The organism is Arthrobacter rhombi (genome assembly GCF_900163545.1).
Lineage (GTDB): Bacteria > Actinomycetota > Actinomycetes > Actinomycetales > Micrococcaceae > Arthrobacter_H > Arthrobacter_H rhombi_A.
The window spans coordinates 1-15,707 of sequence record NZ_FUHW01000042.1; the positions used below are offsets into that span (position 1 = coordinate 1).

Annotated in this window: 14 protein-coding genes; 11 read left to right on the forward strand and 3 right to left on the reverse strand. The window is 63.1% G+C overall.

What is annotated here, in order from left to right; all coding sequences use genetic code 11:
* From FM101_RS12550 to FM101_RS12560, 4 genes are all read left to right on the forward strand, one after another.
* Positions 1 to 806: hypothetical protein (locus tag FM101_RS12550; RefSeq protein ID WP_218778284.1), on the forward strand; the 806-nt coding region annotated here is incomplete at its 5' end.
* A 106-nt stretch (positions 807 to 912) separates the two neighbouring features.
* Positions 913 to 1,068, forward strand: coding sequence for a hypothetical protein (locus FM101_RS15770; RefSeq protein ID WP_179204321.1), 156 nt, complete (start codon positions 913 to 915; stop codon positions 1,066 to 1,068).
* Between the two features lie 242 nt (positions 1,069 to 1,310).
* Positions 1,311 to 1,955, forward strand: a complete 645-nt coding sequence (locus tag FM101_RS12555; protein ID WP_245806697.1) for a TetR/AcrR family transcriptional regulator — start codon at positions 1,311 to 1,313, stop codon at positions 1,953 to 1,955.
* Between the two features lie 347 nt (positions 1,956 to 2,302).
* Positions 2,303 to 3,499: a hypothetical protein gene (locus tag FM101_RS12560; RefSeq protein ID WP_245806698.1), complete on the forward strand. Its 1,197-nt coding sequence runs from the start codon at positions 2,303 to 2,305 to the stop codon at positions 3,497 to 3,499.
* Positions 3,500 to 3,522: 23 nt separating this feature from the next.
* On the opposite strand, the gene FM101_RS12565 is transcribed toward FM101_RS12560, so the two are convergent.
* From FM101_RS12565 to FM101_RS12575, 3 genes are read right to left on the reverse strand one after another with little or no spacing between them, the layout of a single operon-like run.
* Complete coding sequence (locus FM101_RS12565; protein WP_179204322.1) at positions 3,523 to 4,272, reverse strand: glycosyltransferase; 750 nt, start codon at positions 4,270 to 4,272, stop codon at positions 3,523 to 3,525.
* Positions 4,265 to 5,668 (reverse strand): PIG-L family deacetylase, encoded by a 1,404-nt coding sequence (locus tag FM101_RS12570; protein ID WP_087000178.1) that lies wholly within the window; start codon positions 5,666 to 5,668, stop codon positions 4,265 to 4,267. The genes FM101_RS12565 and FM101_RS12570 overlap by 8 nt, the downstream gene beginning before the upstream one ends.
* On the reverse strand, positions 5,662 to 6,714 hold the full coding sequence (locus tag FM101_RS12575) for an acyl-CoA/acyl-ACP dehydrogenase (protein ID WP_087000180.1): 1,053 nt from the start codon (positions 6,712 to 6,714) through the stop codon (positions 5,662 to 5,664). Before FM101_RS12575 ends, FM101_RS12570 begins: the two co-directional genes overlap by 7 nt.
* Before the next feature lie 91 nt (positions 6,715 to 6,805).
* Between FM101_RS12575 and FM101_RS12580 the strand changes: the two genes are divergently transcribed.
* The 7 genes from FM101_RS12580 (at position 6,806) to FM101_RS12610 (ending at position 15,680) form a co-directional block, all read left to right on the forward strand.
* Complete coding sequence (locus FM101_RS12580; protein WP_087000182.1) at positions 6,806 to 9,349, forward strand: hypothetical protein; 2,544 nt, start codon at positions 6,806 to 6,808, stop codon at positions 9,347 to 9,349.
* 321 nt (positions 9,350 to 9,670) lie between these two features.
* The gene (locus FM101_RS12585; protein WP_087000184.1) at positions 9,671 to 10,360 is read left to right on the forward strand and encodes a fasciclin domain-containing protein; all 690 of its coding nucleotides are present in this window, start codon (positions 9,671 to 9,673) and stop codon (positions 10,358 to 10,360) included.
* A gap of 128 nt (positions 10,361 to 10,488) precedes the next feature.
* The gene (gene sigK, locus FM101_RS12590) at positions 10,489 to 11,070 is read left to right on the forward strand and encodes an ECF RNA polymerase sigma factor SigK (RefSeq protein ID WP_087000186.1); all 582 of its coding nucleotides are present in this window, start codon (positions 10,489 to 10,491) and stop codon (positions 11,068 to 11,070) included.
* Complete coding sequence (locus FM101_RS12595) at positions 11,070 to 11,927, forward strand: anti-sigma factor (protein WP_087000187.1); 858 nt, start codon at positions 11,070 to 11,072, stop codon at positions 11,925 to 11,927. The genes sigK and FM101_RS12595 overlap by 1 nt, the downstream gene beginning before the upstream one ends.
* Before the next feature lie 144 nt (positions 11,928 to 12,071).
* Positions 12,072 to 13,706 carry a molybdopterin-dependent oxidoreductase gene (locus tag FM101_RS12600; protein ID WP_087000189.1) on the forward strand — a complete coding sequence of 545 codons (1,635 nt, stop codon included), beginning with the start codon at positions 12,072 to 12,074 and terminating at the stop codon, positions 13,704 to 13,706.
* Between the two features lie 84 nt (positions 13,707 to 13,790).
* Complete coding sequence (locus tag FM101_RS12605) at positions 13,791 to 14,054, forward strand: DUF7218 family protein (protein WP_087000191.1); 264 nt, start codon at positions 13,791 to 13,793, stop codon at positions 14,052 to 14,054.
* Between the two features lie 312 nt (positions 14,055 to 14,366).
* Positions 14,367 to 15,680, forward strand: a complete 1,314-nt coding sequence (locus FM101_RS12610; RefSeq protein ID WP_087000193.1) for an extracellular solute-binding protein — start codon at positions 14,367 to 14,369, stop codon at positions 15,678 to 15,680.
* Positions 15,681 to 15,707 lie beyond the last annotated feature (27 nt).

A 15,707-nucleotide genomic window follows, 5' to 3' on the forward strand; every position in this document is an offset into this window, starting at 1 on the left:
AGGTCTTCCCTATTTCAACTACCCCGGAGCGTTACCAACGTCCGTGGTCAATACACCTAGGCAGCGGGTTCTCCAGCCAGGAGCCCATCTTGCTCGACCGGATCATCGAGGTCGGCCTCGGGGTTGCCGTGGGCGTGGTGGTCAATCTGTTGATCATCCCCCCGCTGCGCGATCAGCAGGCGGCGCGCTATGTGGACAGCATCAACCGGCGGATGGGGGAGGTGCTGGGCAACATGGCGGACGAGCTGTCCGATGAATGGGATACCGACCGAGCCGACGCTTGGTACGCGGAGACCCAGTCAATGTCCGAAGAACTGAACTCAGCTTGGCAGTCAGTTCGATTCGCCCGGGAGAGCCGCCGCGCGAACCCGCGGGGTGGACTGGCGGCAATCCGCCGCGCGCGTGCGGCCAACAGTGATCAGCCCGCATCCAACCAAGAGGTCAGCTACGAGCACATCCTCTCCAGGGTCGACGAAGGCATCTCGCATTTGCGTCATCTGGCCCGCACCCTGCGCGACGCCACGTATGCCTCAGGTGAATGGGACGAACGGTTCCGGGAACAGTGGGTGGGCCTCGTGCGCGACTGCGGCCATTCGATCGCCGACCCCGATGCCGACGTCGAACCTCTCGCTGACCGCTTGACCTCGTTGGCCTCGACGATGTCGGAAGACCAGGAACTTCCCCAGCGCAGGTGGCCCCTTTACGGTGCGCTGCTCACCAGCCTGCGCCATATTGTGGTCATCGTCGACGATGTGGCCTCCGCACGGGACGCACGCGAGACGACTAGGAGCAACCCGGAAAGCTAGAAAGAGCAGGGCCGAGCCACATCATCACGCCTGTATTGCTGCCGGGCCGGCCCCCTCCCGTCAGCAGCAGGTGACAGACGGTGGTTTATCTTGTAAACTGACTTTTATGGGACTAGTACTTACATTGATTATTGTCGGAGCGATACTGCTGGTATTGGGTATCGCCGTTGAAGCTGCAAAGATCCTCTTGTGGATCGGAATTGCGATTCTTGTGATTGGTGCCGTGATGTGGGTTTTGCGTGGGATCAAGAAGCGAGTCTGAGTAAGTTTCGTGTTTCCGGGAGCGCTCTAGGAGCGTTTCCCTGGACTGAGGCGGCTGTTGTCACATCCACGTTATGGATGTGACAGCAGCCGTTTTTGTTGCATCATGCGACCGCTCCGAGATAGGTGGGTGGAGCGGGTCTGCTCGGGGACCGTAGTCTGGGATCCTCAAGAGTCTGTGCGAAAGAAGGAAATGTGGCAGCGGGTAGGTCGACCTCGGCTACCGAGGAGCAAAAGGGGCGGTTGTCTCGCGAATTGATTCTGGACACGGGTGCGCGGTTCATAGAAAAGCATGGTCTTTCGTATTTGACCATGCGTCGTCTGGGTAAGGAGCTTGGCGTTGAGGCCATGGCGCTCTACAGGTACGTCCCCTCGCGCGAAGACTTGCTGGACGGCATCGTGGCTCGGGTTCTCCTGGAATTGCAGGATGACCCGGATGTTTTTGTTCATCCTCGTCAGGGGTGGCAGGACTACCTGGTTCGTCTGGCCCACGGGCTGAGGAAGTTGGCCATGGCCTACCCTCAGGTCTTTCCTGTCATTGCCACCCGGCCGACCGGTGCTCCATGGATCAGGCCACCGCTACGCAGCTTGGCATGGATCGAGTCTTTCTTGGCCGCTCTGACTTCTTCTGGGTTTTCCGACCGTCAGGCAGCTGAGGCGTACCAGGCGTTCAGTAGTTTCCTGCTGGGGAACCTCCTTCTGCACGTCTCGCTGGATGGGGAGGACGGCAATGTCGAGTCCTCGCCACAGGAGCAACAGTCGGTTGAGCTGAGTGAGTACCCGAACATTCAGCGAATGCAGTCCCTGCTGGCCGGAAGCTGGAATGAGCAGGAGTTTGAAATGGCTTTGGAGGATGTCCTCAACCGTATCGAGCTGCTCAAGTCCTGAGGTTTCCTCGACTTGGCGAACCAGGGGCCCGCGGTGTTGCTTGGTGGCCCCTGCGTAAATATCACAAGTTATGGAGCTCGAAGAAGAGTTCGCGCACTGTCTTGTTTATCTTGTAAGCTTACAAGGTAAACGTGTTTGTTGGTCTATCGAAGCTTCACTGGATAGGCCCACTGCACGCTGCGCAGCAGGCGAATAGATTGTTCGCGGCGATCCGTGTTCCAAGAACCTTCCGATCGGTGGTCGGAACGGCTACATTGACTTCGTATAGCGGCAGATCAGCCTTCTCGTAGTGCCCCTCGTGAGCTCGTCGCGGCCATTCAAGAGCAGCCTTAAGGAGAAGTGGTCCCGTGGACACCAGTGAGCAGGATGTTGTACCGAAGGTGGATCCAGATCAGGAGGAGGAGCGTCCGGATCTCGAGCCGAATACCGTGACCGTGGGGCTCATGGCGGACCCCGGTCTTCCGCTGGTCCAGGCAGAGAAGTTGGCTAAAATTCTGCCCGACCTGCTGTCAGCGCAGATCGATGAACCGCACGAGTGGGTTGTCGTCGTGGAGGAATCCTCCTTACCGCTTGATACCGATGGCACGGTCGCTCTGGTCGCTACTTCTCCCATGCTGCGCCAGGAGCGCCATTGGGACTACTTGGTTTACGTCACCGACTTGCCGAAGTATCAGCTCAACGAACCACTGATGTCCACGCTCAATACCGCGCATGGCTCAGCGATGATTGTCTTACCTACGCTCGGTTTAGCCGGGTTCAGGCGACTACGAAGCATCGTGGTTCAAGCCATCATCGTCCTATATAACGAGGCCGGTGGCGGCGATGTCCTGCCCCAACCGCTGTCCCCGCTGCGCGATATCGCCACCGTGGATGACGGTACTGAAGGACCGGAATCGCTCGATACCGTCGAAACAGTGAAAGGGCCATTGGGCAGGCTCGCCATGTTGACGGGGATGGTGCGCAGCAACCGCCCCCTGAGACTGGTACCCAAGCTTTCCTCCTCGATGGCTGCGGCCATTGCGACGGGTGCCTTCGGTATTTTCTACACCAATATCTGGTCCATGGCTGATTATCTCAGCCCCTGGAGGCTGACAGGTATTAGTTGCTTGTCGGTGACTATTATGTCGCTTTGGTTGATTGGGTCCCACCGCCTATGGGAGCGTCCGCGCGGCGCCCGCAGTCGTGAACGACACGTCGTCTACAACGCCGCCACGACCGGGACGGTGTTCATTGCCGTTGCCGCCATGTATCTGGGCCTGTTTGTCGTGATCTACATCGGTGGTCTGGTGGTGATCAATATCGACTACCTCGGCGCCCAGTTGGGGCACCAGGCTATGGCCACCGACTACCTGAACCTTGCTTGGCTCTCGGCATCGATGGGGACCATCGCCGGCGCCGTCGGATCCAGTTTGACGGACCCGGAAATCGTTCGGCAAGCGACCTTCAGCAATAGAGAGTATGAGCGACGGCAGATTTCCGTCGAGCGTGAGATGGACCAAAAGGACGACGATGTCGCCGACGAGGGTCCTCGATCCAAGAACTAGGTGACTAGCAGGTAACGTTCGAGTCAGCGCTCGTGCTCCGACGCAACGGAGTCAGAAACCGGCAGATGCGCGAGGTACTCGGCGAAACCATGTTCGGCGCGTCCACGTACGCGCCCCGACGTCACGACGTGAAGCTTCCCGCTGGAGCGGATATCGGCGCCTCGGGAGCGCAGCGCGTCGACCAAGCCAACGTCTTCGTCATCGGTCACGGATGGGAATCCGCCGGCGTCCACGTAGGCGGAGGCTCGCACGCCGAGGTTCGCGCCGTGGATATGCCCATGTCCCTCGGAGCGCGTGTACCGGCGCAACCACTGGTAATAGCGATAGCGACCGAGTTCCGCCAGATCGGGTTCAACGGTCCCCAGCAGGACGTCGGCGCCGGCTTCTGCAGCCTCGGCAAAGACTTCGAGCCAAGCGGCTGGGACTCGGGTGTCTGCATCCGTGCTGGCGATCCACTGCCGGTGGAAGGAGGGCGATGGGATCCCGGCTAGAGCCGTGCGTACCCCCAAAGCCCTGGCCGCCCCGACGCAGCGGACAGCCGTGGTGACGATACTGATCCTCGTATCCGCGTCCGCGGCCCGTGAGGCGATCTGTGGGGAGCCGTCCGTGCAGGAGTCCAGAACGAGAACCAACCGTGTTCGGCCAGGGCCAGCGGATTCCCACCGATCCATGGCAGCCAGTATGTGCTCTACGGCAGCGTCCAGCCGTTGCTCTTCATCACGGATTGGCAGCACGATGGCGATCTGCTCGAGAGCAGCCGCTCCGCTAGACATCGGTCCCTCCAGGTGCACTGAGGATCTCCAGCAGGAAATCCTCTTCACGGTGAACGACGAGTTGCCTCCATCCCAAGGAACGGCAGGTGTCATGGACCAACTGACCATCGAGGTCCCACCCGTCGATGGGATGCAGCCAGTGGCACAGCAGCAGGTGCCCACCCGGTTGCAGAGACACCGCGGATTGTTCCAATAACGTCTGCAGTTCTTCCCGCCCCAGAAAGTAACCGATCTCCGAGAGGACGACGAGCTCAACCGAACCCGGGGGCACCTTAGGCCATTCGCCGGGCAGGTCGGCTCGAAGCAGGGAAACGTTCTTGAGTCCTGCGACACGATGCCCGGCAGCGTCCAGAGCCACCTGACTCGCATCGATCCCTAGCAGATGGGAACAGCGAGCGGCCAAGGACGCCGTGAGTACGCCGATCGAGCATCCGGCTTCGATGGCTGTGGCATAGTGCGCGCGCGGAAGCGAAGCCAGCGTCACGGCGCGCTTACGCCGTTCGTAGGCGCTGCCTAGATAGTCCCAGGGATCGGCCTTCTTGCGATAGAGCTCATCAAAGATACGTGCTGCCGAGGCCGAGTCATGCAACCCCGGAGACGTCCAACGGAACGTCTCGGTGGGACGGCGGAAGTGCTCCAGAAAGCCCTCACCGAGTAATGCCTCGTCTCCGGGTGCTGGTGAGAGGGGCAGGGTTTGGGAGCGATGCGCCCCCAATGCCCTCTGCTTGGCCGTGCGTGCCGCCGTATCCAGTTCCACTGCGTGCCAGCCACGCCACTCCTGCCGGTTCGGTGAAGCCCAATGCCAATACCAGATGGGGAATTCCAACAGACCAAGATGCCGCTGGGAAGCCACTCGGGCCGCGGCGACCCCCACGGCATCGTGGTCGGTATGGGCATCGAACCGGTAGGGCGCTGCCAAGACGGTCCATGCAATGTCTGCCGTGGACCCCTCGCCGCCGACGGGCCCGTCTATGGCGGTGTTGATCGCGGATTGGACGGTCGCCTCGTGCCGGGCCAGACCGCCGTCCGGCAGGCCGAGGTAGTGCCAGCTCAGTTTTCCCGCAACGGGCGCGCCGTCGAGCAGGAGGTGCAGGGCCGTATCCAGCTCCTGACGGCGCAGCGCGGCGAGTTGGACTGGCTGATACGTGGGGGAGCTCGGGTGGGAAGCCTCCCCGTCGCTGCAGATCAAGACGCTGACTATGGCCCCCCGGCGCAACGCGGTGTGGATCAGCCCAGCGGCGCCCAGCGACTCGTCGTCTGGATGGGCAACGACGACGATGAGGTGTCCGTCGGGACCGGGGATGACGGAATCTTCGAGTCGAGGCAGTGATCCGATTCCTGCTGTGACCCACGCATTTTCCGCGGTGCCGACCTCGTCATGGCTGAAGATCACCATGGGCAGGTCTCCCCAGGCTCTTCCCCGCCGGTGTCTTGCAACAAGAGCTGGCCCAAGGTTGCGTCGTCCCGTGCGGCGTGGTGTTGGCGGATGTACACGCTGAGGTCGGCGACACGACGTGCATGCTCCGAGTCGAAGGCCAAGAGGCCCGGGCCCAGGGCCTGACCACAGATGGAGATCATGCGCTCACAAGCTGAGGCGATCTGACCGCGCACCCGATGGGCTTCGCGCCAGCCAACCCCGACGGTGTCCACCCGGCGAGCGGTGTCGGCCAGCAGGGCCGCTCCGGAGGCCAACAACCTGTCGGCCTCACCCAGCCAAGCCAATGCCAGCTGATCCGGCTCGCGCTGAGTGGCAGCATGGTGCAGCGTGCGAAAGAGACCGACGGCTCCGCCGAACCAGCAGGCGGCGACGGCGATCCCGCCCCAGGCGAATCCGTCGCGGTCCAGATACCAATCGGTAGTTCCCACCGGGACCCCCTCGACGGCGTCGATTTGGAGAGGCCCGCTGGGTACTTTAGCCAAACCATGGCTGGCCCAGACTGTGGGGAAGGGGGCGACGCCAGCCTGCCTCAAGTTGACCGAAAAGGCTCGTCGCCCGCCGGGTACGTTCGCCGTGATGAGCGCGCGGTCAATCCTTCCTGCCAGGGAACACCACGGCTTCTCGCCGCGCAGCAGCCAGCTGCCGTCGTTCATGTTGCTGGCGTCAAGACGCATCCCCTGCCCTTCGGCTGCGAAGACACCCCATGTGACTCCAGGAACCCAGGGAATACCCGCCTGTTCGAGGATGGCTGCGGCATCTAGATGGGGTTCTAGGACGCGAGCGGCCGTCAGATCCAAGGCAGCGACGGAGGCCAAGAGCTCCCATAGCTCGGTGGTGGTCCCGTGCCCCGGAACCGGGGGCGCATTGCTGAGCATCTGCAGAGCCTGAAGCATCGGCGACGGTTCGCCCTCGCAGCGGAGGGAGGCCTCCAAGAGCGCGTGGCGGTCGCTGATGTGGGCCCATGGAAGTTCGTCGACGGTCAACCGCACCGTTCGTGGACCCACAGTTGCCTCCTAGACCGGCCGCCTCTCTGAAGCTAAGACTAGCCCGGTCGTGGTTCACTGGCATCCACGACAGTGTGCGGAAGGGGGCGTCATGGAAGCCGAACCGGCTGTGAACTATGGGGCGCACGAATTACTGGAGCTGCGCATCCACGGGGTCTTGAATACCCCGTCCTATGAAATGCTCGAAACGACGCCGCAACGCGTCGAAACCATCCGCGGGGATCAGCTCGCCGGATTTTCCACCTATCGCCAGCCGGCCCCTGAAAACGCCCCGACCGACCGGCGCGTCGAAGCGTACGCCTGGGGACGTCTGTCCCGGTTCACCGGGATCCCTTCCTTGGGCAGGATCGGCGATGCCCTGGTCAAGCTCCTCTGGTTTGCGCTGGCCCCCTACGGGCTGGCGAACACCGCCTACTGGTCACGGAGTCGTATCGGCACCGATGAAGCACCCGAGAAGAAGGACTCGACCGACGAAGAACATCGGTGGATCGCCAGGACCATCAGCACCGGGCTGGGGGCCGGAACGATGCGGCTCTACGGTCTGCTGTTGAGTTTGCTCTTCGTCACTACCGCGGCCACTGTGGCCCTAGACATGATCGGCAGACAATGCTTCGCTACGGCCACCACGGCGATCGGAGCCGGGGTGGAGCTGAGCTGCCCGGGGGCGCGGATCGTGCTGGCACCCTTAGGCGAGCTGGGGCCAGGAACCCGGGACGCCCTGCTGATGGGCTTGCCGTTGCTGGCACTGGCGGCAGTCGTCGTCCTGCCGATGCTGGGGCGAACCCGCTATCTCACCGGCCCCTCACGGCCGGGACGGGTGCCGCCACGTTCGGCCTCTGCCATGCAGCCTGGTGCTCCGCTGTTGGCCCAACGCGATCTGTGGTTGGTGGGCTCGGGCATGGGCAGATTGCGCCGCCTTCATACCGGGGCGGCTTTGGCCTGGCTGGCAGCGATCTTCGCGTTCGACCATGTCGATGGGTGGCAGCCGGGCAGCGGTGCGGCAGCCTGGGCGGGGAGCGTTTGGCCGGTGGCGACCGGACTAGCGGTGCTACTGACGCTGGGCGGCTGCGTCTGGATCGTGAAACCCCAAGCCCAGATTGCTGGGGATGTGCCACGACGTCATGCCGCCTACCTGATGCTCTGCACGATTCTCCTCGTCGCGGTCCTCGCCGCAGGGATCGCTGACCCCGGGGCTGGGCGCGGAACCCGCGCCGGAGCTTCGGCGGCCATGGTCGTCGTTATCGCCCTGGCCCTCACACTGGTGGCCCTGCTGCTCGGTGCCGAATGGGCGGCCCGGACAGGGAAGCCGGACGGTTCCGGGAGCGACCCCGGGGAGGGACGGAAATACTTGGGGTGGAAGGGCCGTGGCCCGTTCATCCTCGGGTCACTGGCAGCCGGCTTCGCCCTCCTGCTGTCCTTCGCCGTCGTCTTGGGTGCGGGGTGGGTTTTACGCGGCCCGAAACCGCCGTTGGTCTATGTCCTGCAAGGAGCAGGCTTTCTCCTGTTCCTGCTGGCCGCACTGTCCTGGTTGGCCCTGCGCCAGGTAGCCGTCCACCGGAGGGGAAGGAAACTGCGGGCTGACGACATCGCGGCGATCCGTGAACATCTGGTCCGTCAGGCAGGGAACTGGACAACCAGCCCGATGATCACCCACTCCGCCGAAGAGGTCCACCATGCCCGCCGTCAGGCAGCCCTGCTGCGCCGCATGGAGGTGTTCATCGGATGGATAGGTTGGGCAGTATTCATCGGCATCTGCGTCGGCCTGCTGGCGCTGATCCCTTCCTGGGGCCCTGACCGGACCGAGGGCGGGGGCCTGTGGCCATTGCTCCGGGGACTCGGCGACGCAGGACTGTGGGCAGGCATGATCGCGGTGGCGGCGCTGTACCTGTTGTCGCGGCGCTCTGACTCCCGCCCGCTCGGACTGTTGTGGGACCTCATGTGTTTCCTGCCCACCCAAGCCCATCCCTTTGGGCCCTCCTGCTACGCCGAGCGGGTGGTGCCCGAATTGGCCGACCGCATCGTCGACTGGTTTGCCGAGGACCGCGAGGCCACGATCGAGGAACTTCCGCAGGAAGAAGCCCGAGGGGCGATGCCCGGTGCAGCCGCCCCGGAAGAGCGCGGCCTGGTGGTATCGGCGCATTCGATGGGGATTGTGCTGGCCGTCTGCGCCCTGTTCCAACTTCCGGCCCGCGGCCTAGCCACAGAGGACCAGGAGCGGGTCGGACTGTTGAGTTACGGCTGCCAATTGCGGCGTTATTTCGCGCGCTTCTTCCCGGGAGTCTGCGGCCCCGGTGAGCTCTCGTTGGTTCCTGCGGGCCCGCCGTCACCTACCGCGCATAATCCCTGGTCTCCTACGCTGGCCGGGGAGATCGCCGAGGAAGCGGATCCAGGCCCTGCCGTGATACTGCAGGGGTCCTTGGGAACTCTGGTGGGGGAGCGGTGGCTGAACCTTTACCGGCCGACGGACCCGCTGGGGTTCCCTGCCCGCTATCTCGGGGGCGGGGGAAGGGAAGACATGGAAGCTGCCTCCTATCAGGAACAGGCCTACCAATTCCTGCCAGCGACCCATGGGGACTATCTGGAGTCCACCGCCTATGTGCGGGGCTTCTCGGAGGTGCGTCGGCGACTGCGCTGAGCCCGAATAAGTTTCCCGTTAAAAGGTCCGGCACCGGAGCAACTTTGGGGGGAGAACAGCTCCGGTGCCGGTGGAAAAAACTCTAGGCTACCGGCGGGTAGTCCGCCATGGGGAGAACTCCCCATAAATGCCCCTAGGCAAGGCCCGGCAGAAGTGGTATGTGCCGCCCATGGGGGGGGGCGGAAAAGAAATTCAAAAACTTTTCATCTCGTTCCAATCCATACGCTGCCGGGCTCCGAATGACTTCATGACAGCCCACCCCCGTCACTGGGGAACGGGAAGCAAGCACGGCCGTTGGTCGTGACAGCAAGGAGACACGTCATGAAGACCATGAATCGCAAGTACGCAGCACTCTTCGGCCTGATGGCAGTGGGCTCGCTCGCCATGAGCGCCTGCTCCGGCGGCGGCAGCGACGCCGGCTCGACGGAGTCATCAGCACCGATGTCCGAATCCTCATCCTCGGCCCCGATGTCTGAATCCTCTTCCTCTGCCTCGGAGATGGACCCAGCAGCTAATCTGATCGGCACCGGCTGCGCCGGCTACGCCGAGAAGGTCCCGGACGGCGAGGGATCCGTGGCCGGCATGGCCAAGGACCCGGTAGCCGTGGCAGCGTCCAACAACCCGCTGCTCACCACGCTCACCAAAGCCGTCTCCGGCGAATTGAACCCGGACGTCGACCTGGTAGACACCCTTAATGGTGACGAGTTCACCGTCTTCGCCCCCGTCGATGACGCCTTCGCCGCGATCCCCGAGAAGGATCTGAATGCCGTCGTTGAGGACTCGGACATGCTCAGCAAGGTTCTGACCTACCATGTGGTTCCCGGCCAGATGACCCCCGATGAGATCGAGGGGAGCCATAAGACCGTCGAAGGCGACTCGGTCGAGGTCACCGGTAGCGGAGATGACATGAAGGTCAACGGAGCATCCGTCATCTGCGGTGGCGTCCAGACCGCCAACGCCACCGTGTACCTCATCGATGAGGTCATGATGCCGGACGCCGCCAAGAAGTAAGGCCGCAGCTGGAACGCCACGGGCTCCGGCGGCAGCAGCCGTCGGAGCCGGTGGTGTACCCCGAAGAGGTACCCATGGGGAAGGGAATTGGTATTCAGGCAGGTGGGAGTCATGCGAGACTGTCAGATATGAGATTGCCATGGGCCCGGACAGCGGACGAACCCGCACCCCTGGACCATGAAGAACTCATCGGCAGGATCGCCCAGGGCGACGAAGAAGCCTTCGGAGCACTCTATGACGATCTCTCGGCCAGGGTCTTTGGTTTGATCCGTCGCATTCTGCGAGACGAGTCACAAAGCGAAGAGGTCCTGCAGGAGGTCTTCGTCGAGATCTGGCAGCACGCAGCTCGTTATGACGCCGACCGGGGACGCTGCACTTCGTGGATCATGGTGATGGCCCACCGCCGCGCCGTGGACCGGGTCCGTGCCAGCCAAAGCAGCAAGGATCGCGACCTCCGCGAGGGGGTCAAGGGATTCGAGGAAAGCTACGACAACGTCCAAGAAACCGTCGAGGCCCGTATGGAAAGCGAGCGAGTGCAGGAGGCCTTGAAATGCCTCTCGGTAGCGCAGCGCCAAGCCATCGAATTGGCTTACTTCGGAGGCTATACCCACCAGGAAGTCGCCGGGATGCTCGAAGCCCCGGTGGGAACCGTGAAAACTCGGATCCGTGATGGAATGATCAAACTCAGAGACCAGTTGGGAGTAGCGTGATGGATCGGCAACTGCACCTACTCACTGGTGCCTATGCACTCAATGCCTTGGAAGCCGGCGAACGCGAATCCTTCGAGGACGCCGCCTTGGACTCCGAGGAAACCCTGCGCGAGGTTCGCTCGCTCAGCGAAACAGCCGCCCGGCTGGCCGAACACACGGCACCGGTGACTCCTCCACCACGAGTCAAGGCGGACATCATGGCCGCCATCCGGCAGACCCCACAACTGCCTGCCGTGAGTGATGACTCGGCGGCCACGACCGGCGAAGGTTCCGTGACCACCGAACCGGAGGCGCCGAGCGAGGCCACCCCGGTCACCCCCGACGTCTTGGACCTGGGGTCCGCCCGGGCACGACGACGGGCGGCCGGCACCGGTAGCCGCAACGGGACCAAATACCTGGCCGTAGCCGCAGCTGCCCTTCTGGTGACCTCCGGCGGGCTGACCGGTGTTGTCATCAACCAGAACCATCAGCAGGACCAGCTTCAGAACCAGATGAGCGCACTGGATCAAAGCAACGAGAAAATGTTGCGGATCTTCTCGTCCGACGATGTGAAATCGGCCAGCCAATCGCTGGACGATGGCGCACAGGTCACGGTGACCTATTCCGCGTCGGCCGGGTTGGCCGCGCTGACCGCCGAAGGGTTGCCGAAGCTGCCGCAAGATCAAGGCTACGAACTCTGGCTCATTGGTGATGATGGGGCGGCTCCCATGGGCATGCTCGATTTCGCCAACGGGTCAACGGATACCGCCCTGATGGAAGGGGGCCTGTCCTCGGCGACCCACGTGGGGATCACTGTGGAGCCGGCCGGCGGATCGCCGCAGCCCACGACCGAACCCATCGTCCTGCAGAAACTTTAGGTTCCAGCTGCCTCCTTCCAATCCAGATCGGCCAGGGCTCCGAATCTTCTGTGATCCATGGGTCCGAAAGGCAGTCCCTGGCATCTGAAGCAGGCCGGTCGCCCCCGCAAGGGGCCGCTGGCCGCAAGGCAGGATGGAAGGCGCATGATGGAAACGCAGGAAATGCCCGGTCGAAGTACCGCGGCTCGAGGCAGAATCCGCACCCTACTGCGGCGGTGGCCCCACGCTCTTGCCGGACTGGTGTCCGCCGGGCTGCTCTTTGGGGTGGCCGAGCTCATCTCCGCCTTCTTTTCCACTTCTTCCTCGCCCTTGGTGGCCCTCGGTGGGGCGTTCATCGACATCACCCCGCCGTGGCTGAAGGACTTCGCCATCGCCACCTTTGGCACCAACGACAAACTGGCGCTCTTCATCTCCATGGGCATTGTGGCCACCCTCGTCGCTGCAGCAATCGGTCTGCTGGCCCGCAGCAGGTTCGGTCTGGCACAGGGGGCGATCCTGGTGCTGGCGGTCGGTATGGCCGCCGCCGTCCTCAGTCGTCCCGCCACCGGCATCCTGGACATCGTACCGACCGTCGTGGGCGCCGTGGCTGGCATTGCAGCCCTGCTGTACGTCAGCCGCCTCGCGGCCTCCTCCGTCCAGGGCGGCTCCCGGACATCGACCGGAGAGGCCGAAGAACACGACGCCGATCAGGCACGAAAACCGGCTTCCTCCTCCCGACGTAGATTCCTGACCGTCTCCATCGTGACGGCAGTCGGAGCAGGGGTGATGCTTGCCGGTGGACGTGCCCTCTCGGGGGTCCGCAACGCGGCCGCGACCACCCGTGAAGCGCTACGTCTGCCGCGCGCGGCCAACCAAGCCACTCCACTACCCGAGGGCGTCGGCGCCGAGGTCAAGGGCATGCCTTCCTTCGTAACGCCGAACGATTCGTTCTACCGGATCGACACCGCGTTGGCGGTTCCCCGCATCGACCCGGCCAGCTGGACCCTGCGGGTTCACGGGATGGTCGAGGAAGAATTCAGCATCGGTTTCGACGAGCTGCTGGGCATGGAGCTCGACGAAACGTGGCTGACCCTGACTTGCGTTTCCAACCCCGTCGGTGGTGATCTGGTCGGCAACGCAAAGTGGTTGGGCTACCCGTTGCGCAAGCTCCTGGAGCGGGCCCGCCCGCAGCAGGGTGCCGATATGGTCCTGTCCACCAGTATCGACGGATTCAGTGCCTCCACTCCGCTGGAGGTACTCACCGATGATCGTCAGGCCTTGCTGGCCGTGGGAATGAATGATGAACCGCTGCCGCTCGAACACGGTTACCCGGTGCGCATGGTCGTCCCCGGGCTCTACGGATATGTTTCGGCCACCAAATGGGTGGTTGACCTGGAAGTCACCCGGTTCGCCGATAAGGCAGCCTATTGGACGACCCGCGGCTGGGACGATCACGGCCCCATCAAACTCGCCTCGCGAGTAGATGTTCCCCGGCCGTTCTCGACGGTCAGCGCCGGCACCGTCATGCTCGGTGGGACCGCCTGGGCCCAAACACGAGGCATCAAAGGTGTGGAAATCAAGATCGACGATGGTGAGTGGCAGAAGGTCGACATGGCCACCGAAGCCTCCGTCGATACCTGGCGCCAATGGTCCTATGAGTGGAAAGGCGCCAAGGAAGGCACCCACTCGGCCACCGTGCGGGCCATCGACGCCGACGGTACGGTCCAAACCGAAAAACGTGCCGACCCGGTCCCCAACGGAGCCAGCGGTTGGCAGCGGGTCCAGTTCACCGTGGGTTGATCGCGAGGATATCTTCGCCATTGACCGACACCGGTGATTCCGTAGTCTGGGGGAGACGGACCAGCTAAAGGAAGAGGAACCGCCATGGCAGAGAACACCTCACCCATCAAGGACGAGGAAATGTATGAGGCCTTGCGCGATGAGGGCAACTCGAAACAAAAATCAGCGCGTATCGCCAATGCGGCGGCACGAGACAGCCGATCCGAGGTGGGGGAGCGGGGCGGTGAATCGGGTAGCTATGAGGACTGGACCGTCCAGCAGCTCACCCAACGCGCCCGCGAGATTGGCCTGACCGGCTACTCGGAGCTGAAAAAGGGCGAACTCATTAAGGCGTTGCGCAATTCCTGAGCCCACGGAAGATCTCCCGAAGTATCCGCACCCACGGTTGGTTGATGTGCCGCGCCGCCACGGCGAAACCATCAGAACCCTTGAGGCCCTCCCGCCGGACGAGGCGGGCCACGAGACCTCCGAAGTGCAGGAACTCCCTGAGTCGGAAGCCACAGCCGGCGACGACGACTGAACAGTGCCGCCGACCCATCTCCGAGACACGAACTCTCGGAGTGTGGCGCAAATCACGCCGAAGGCATAAGGTCGGGTGAACGACCCGGTCAGACCGGATTTGTTCGGGTCTTTCGGACGTTGACGGGGAGGCTCGTACTGATGCCAGAACATTCGAAACACGGCCGCCTCCGGCGCCGTGCCCGCTGGGTCGCGGTCTCCACCGTTGCCTCGGCCATGCTGTTATCCGGTTGCGGCGCCCCGGATTCGACGCCGGTGCTGACCTGGTACATCAACCCCGATGACGGTGGCCAGGCGGCCATCGCTAAGACGTGCACCGCGGCAGCCGATGGCAAATACCGTATCGAAACCTCGCTGCTTCCCTCAGATGCCGCTACCCAGCGAGAACAGCTCGCCCGGCGCCTGGCGGCGGGGGATACCTCGCTGGACATCATGAGCCTGGACCCGCCGTTCATCCCCGAACTCGCCGAGCCAGGTTTCCTGGCACCGGTGCCCCAAAAAACGGCCGATAAAACGACCAAAAACACCCTCGACGGCGCGCTGGCCGGTGCGAAGTGGAAGGACGAGCTGGTCACCGTTCCCTTCTGGGCCAACACCCAAATCCTCTGGTACCGCAAATCCGTGGCGGAGGCCGCCGGGTTGGATATGACGAAGTCGGTGACGTGGGACCAACTGATCAAAGCCACCCAAGAGGAGAAAAAGTATCTCGGTGTCCAGGGTGCCTTGGCCGAATCGATGACCGTCTGGGTCAATGCGCTCGTCGAATCCAGCGGCGGGCATATTGTGCAAAACCCCGAGGCCGCAGCCGACGACGTGGAACTGGGGTTGGAAACGGAGGCCGGGAAGAAGGCGGCCGAGATCGTCTCGGCCATCGGCAAGAAGGGGCTAGGGTCGCCTGGCCTTCCCACCCAGGCCGAGAACGAATCGATGCTGCTTTTTCAGGGCAAAAAGGGCTCCTTCATGGTCAATTGGCCCTTCGTCTGGCCGGCAACCAACGCCAGCGTCAAGGCCGGCAGCCTGGAGAAGTCACTCGTGGAGGACATCGGGTGGGCGCAATACCCGAGGACCCAATCGGACCAGGAATCCCGCCCGCCACTGGGCGGGATTAACCTCGGGGTCGGGGCAGCTAGTACTCACACCGACCTGGCTTATGAGGCCATCGAATGCATCGTGGAACCCGAGAACCAGGTCGAATACTTCGTGACCAACGGCAACCCGCCCTCGGATTCGACGGCTTATGACGATCCGTCGATCAAGAAGGCCTTCCCGATGGCGCCGACGATCAGGGAGTCGTTGAAGCATTCGGCTCCGCGGCCGCAGACCCCGTACTACAACGAGGTCTCCACCGGCATCCAACAGAATTGGGCGCCACCGTCCGGGGTCGACCCGAAATCGACGCCGCAGAAGACCACCGACTTCATCATCGCGGTCCTGCGAGGGGAGAGGCTGTTATGAGGCGCAGAAGCACCGACGGGCCCAACC

What these genes read in the sequence shown, in the direction of transcription:
- FM101_RS12570 (WP_087000178.1), bottom strand. Translation starts at nt 5,668, where the DNA reads ATGGTGATCTTCAGCCATGACGAGGTCGGCACCGCGGAAAATGCGTGG.
- FM101_RS12610 (WP_087000193.1), top strand. Translation starts at nt 14,367, where the DNA reads ATGCCAGAACATTCGAAACACGGCCGCCTCCGGCGCCGTGCCCGCTGG.
- FM101_RS12565 (WP_179204322.1), bottom strand. Translation starts at nt 4,272, where the DNA reads ATGTCTAGCGGAGCGGCTGCTCTCGAGCAGATCGCCATCGTGCTGCCA.
- FM101_RS12585 (WP_087000184.1), top strand. Translation starts at nt 9,671, where the DNA reads ATGAAGACCATGAATCGCAAGTACGCAGCACTCTTCGGCCTGATGGCA.
- FM101_RS12600 (WP_087000189.1), top strand. Translation starts at nt 12,072, where the DNA reads ATGATGGAAACGCAGGAAATGCCCGGTCGAAGTACCGCGGCTCGAGGC.
- FM101_RS12595 (WP_087000187.1), top strand. Translation starts at nt 11,070, where the DNA reads ATGGATCGGCAACTGCACCTACTCACTGGTGCCTATGCACTCAATGCC.
- FM101_RS15770 (WP_179204321.1), top strand. Translation starts at nt 913, where the DNA reads ATGGGACTAGTACTTACATTGATTATTGTCGGAGCGATACTGCTGGTA.
- FM101_RS12580 (WP_087000182.1), top strand. Translation starts at nt 6,806, where the DNA reads ATGGAAGCCGAACCGGCTGTGAACTATGGGGCGCACGAATTACTGGAG.
- FM101_RS12605 (WP_087000191.1), top strand. Translation starts at nt 13,791, where the DNA reads ATGGCAGAGAACACCTCACCCATCAAGGACGAGGAAATGTATGAGGCC.
- sigK (WP_087000186.1), top strand. Translation starts at nt 10,489, where the DNA reads ATGAGATTGCCATGGGCCCGGACAGCGGACGAACCCGCACCCCTGGAC.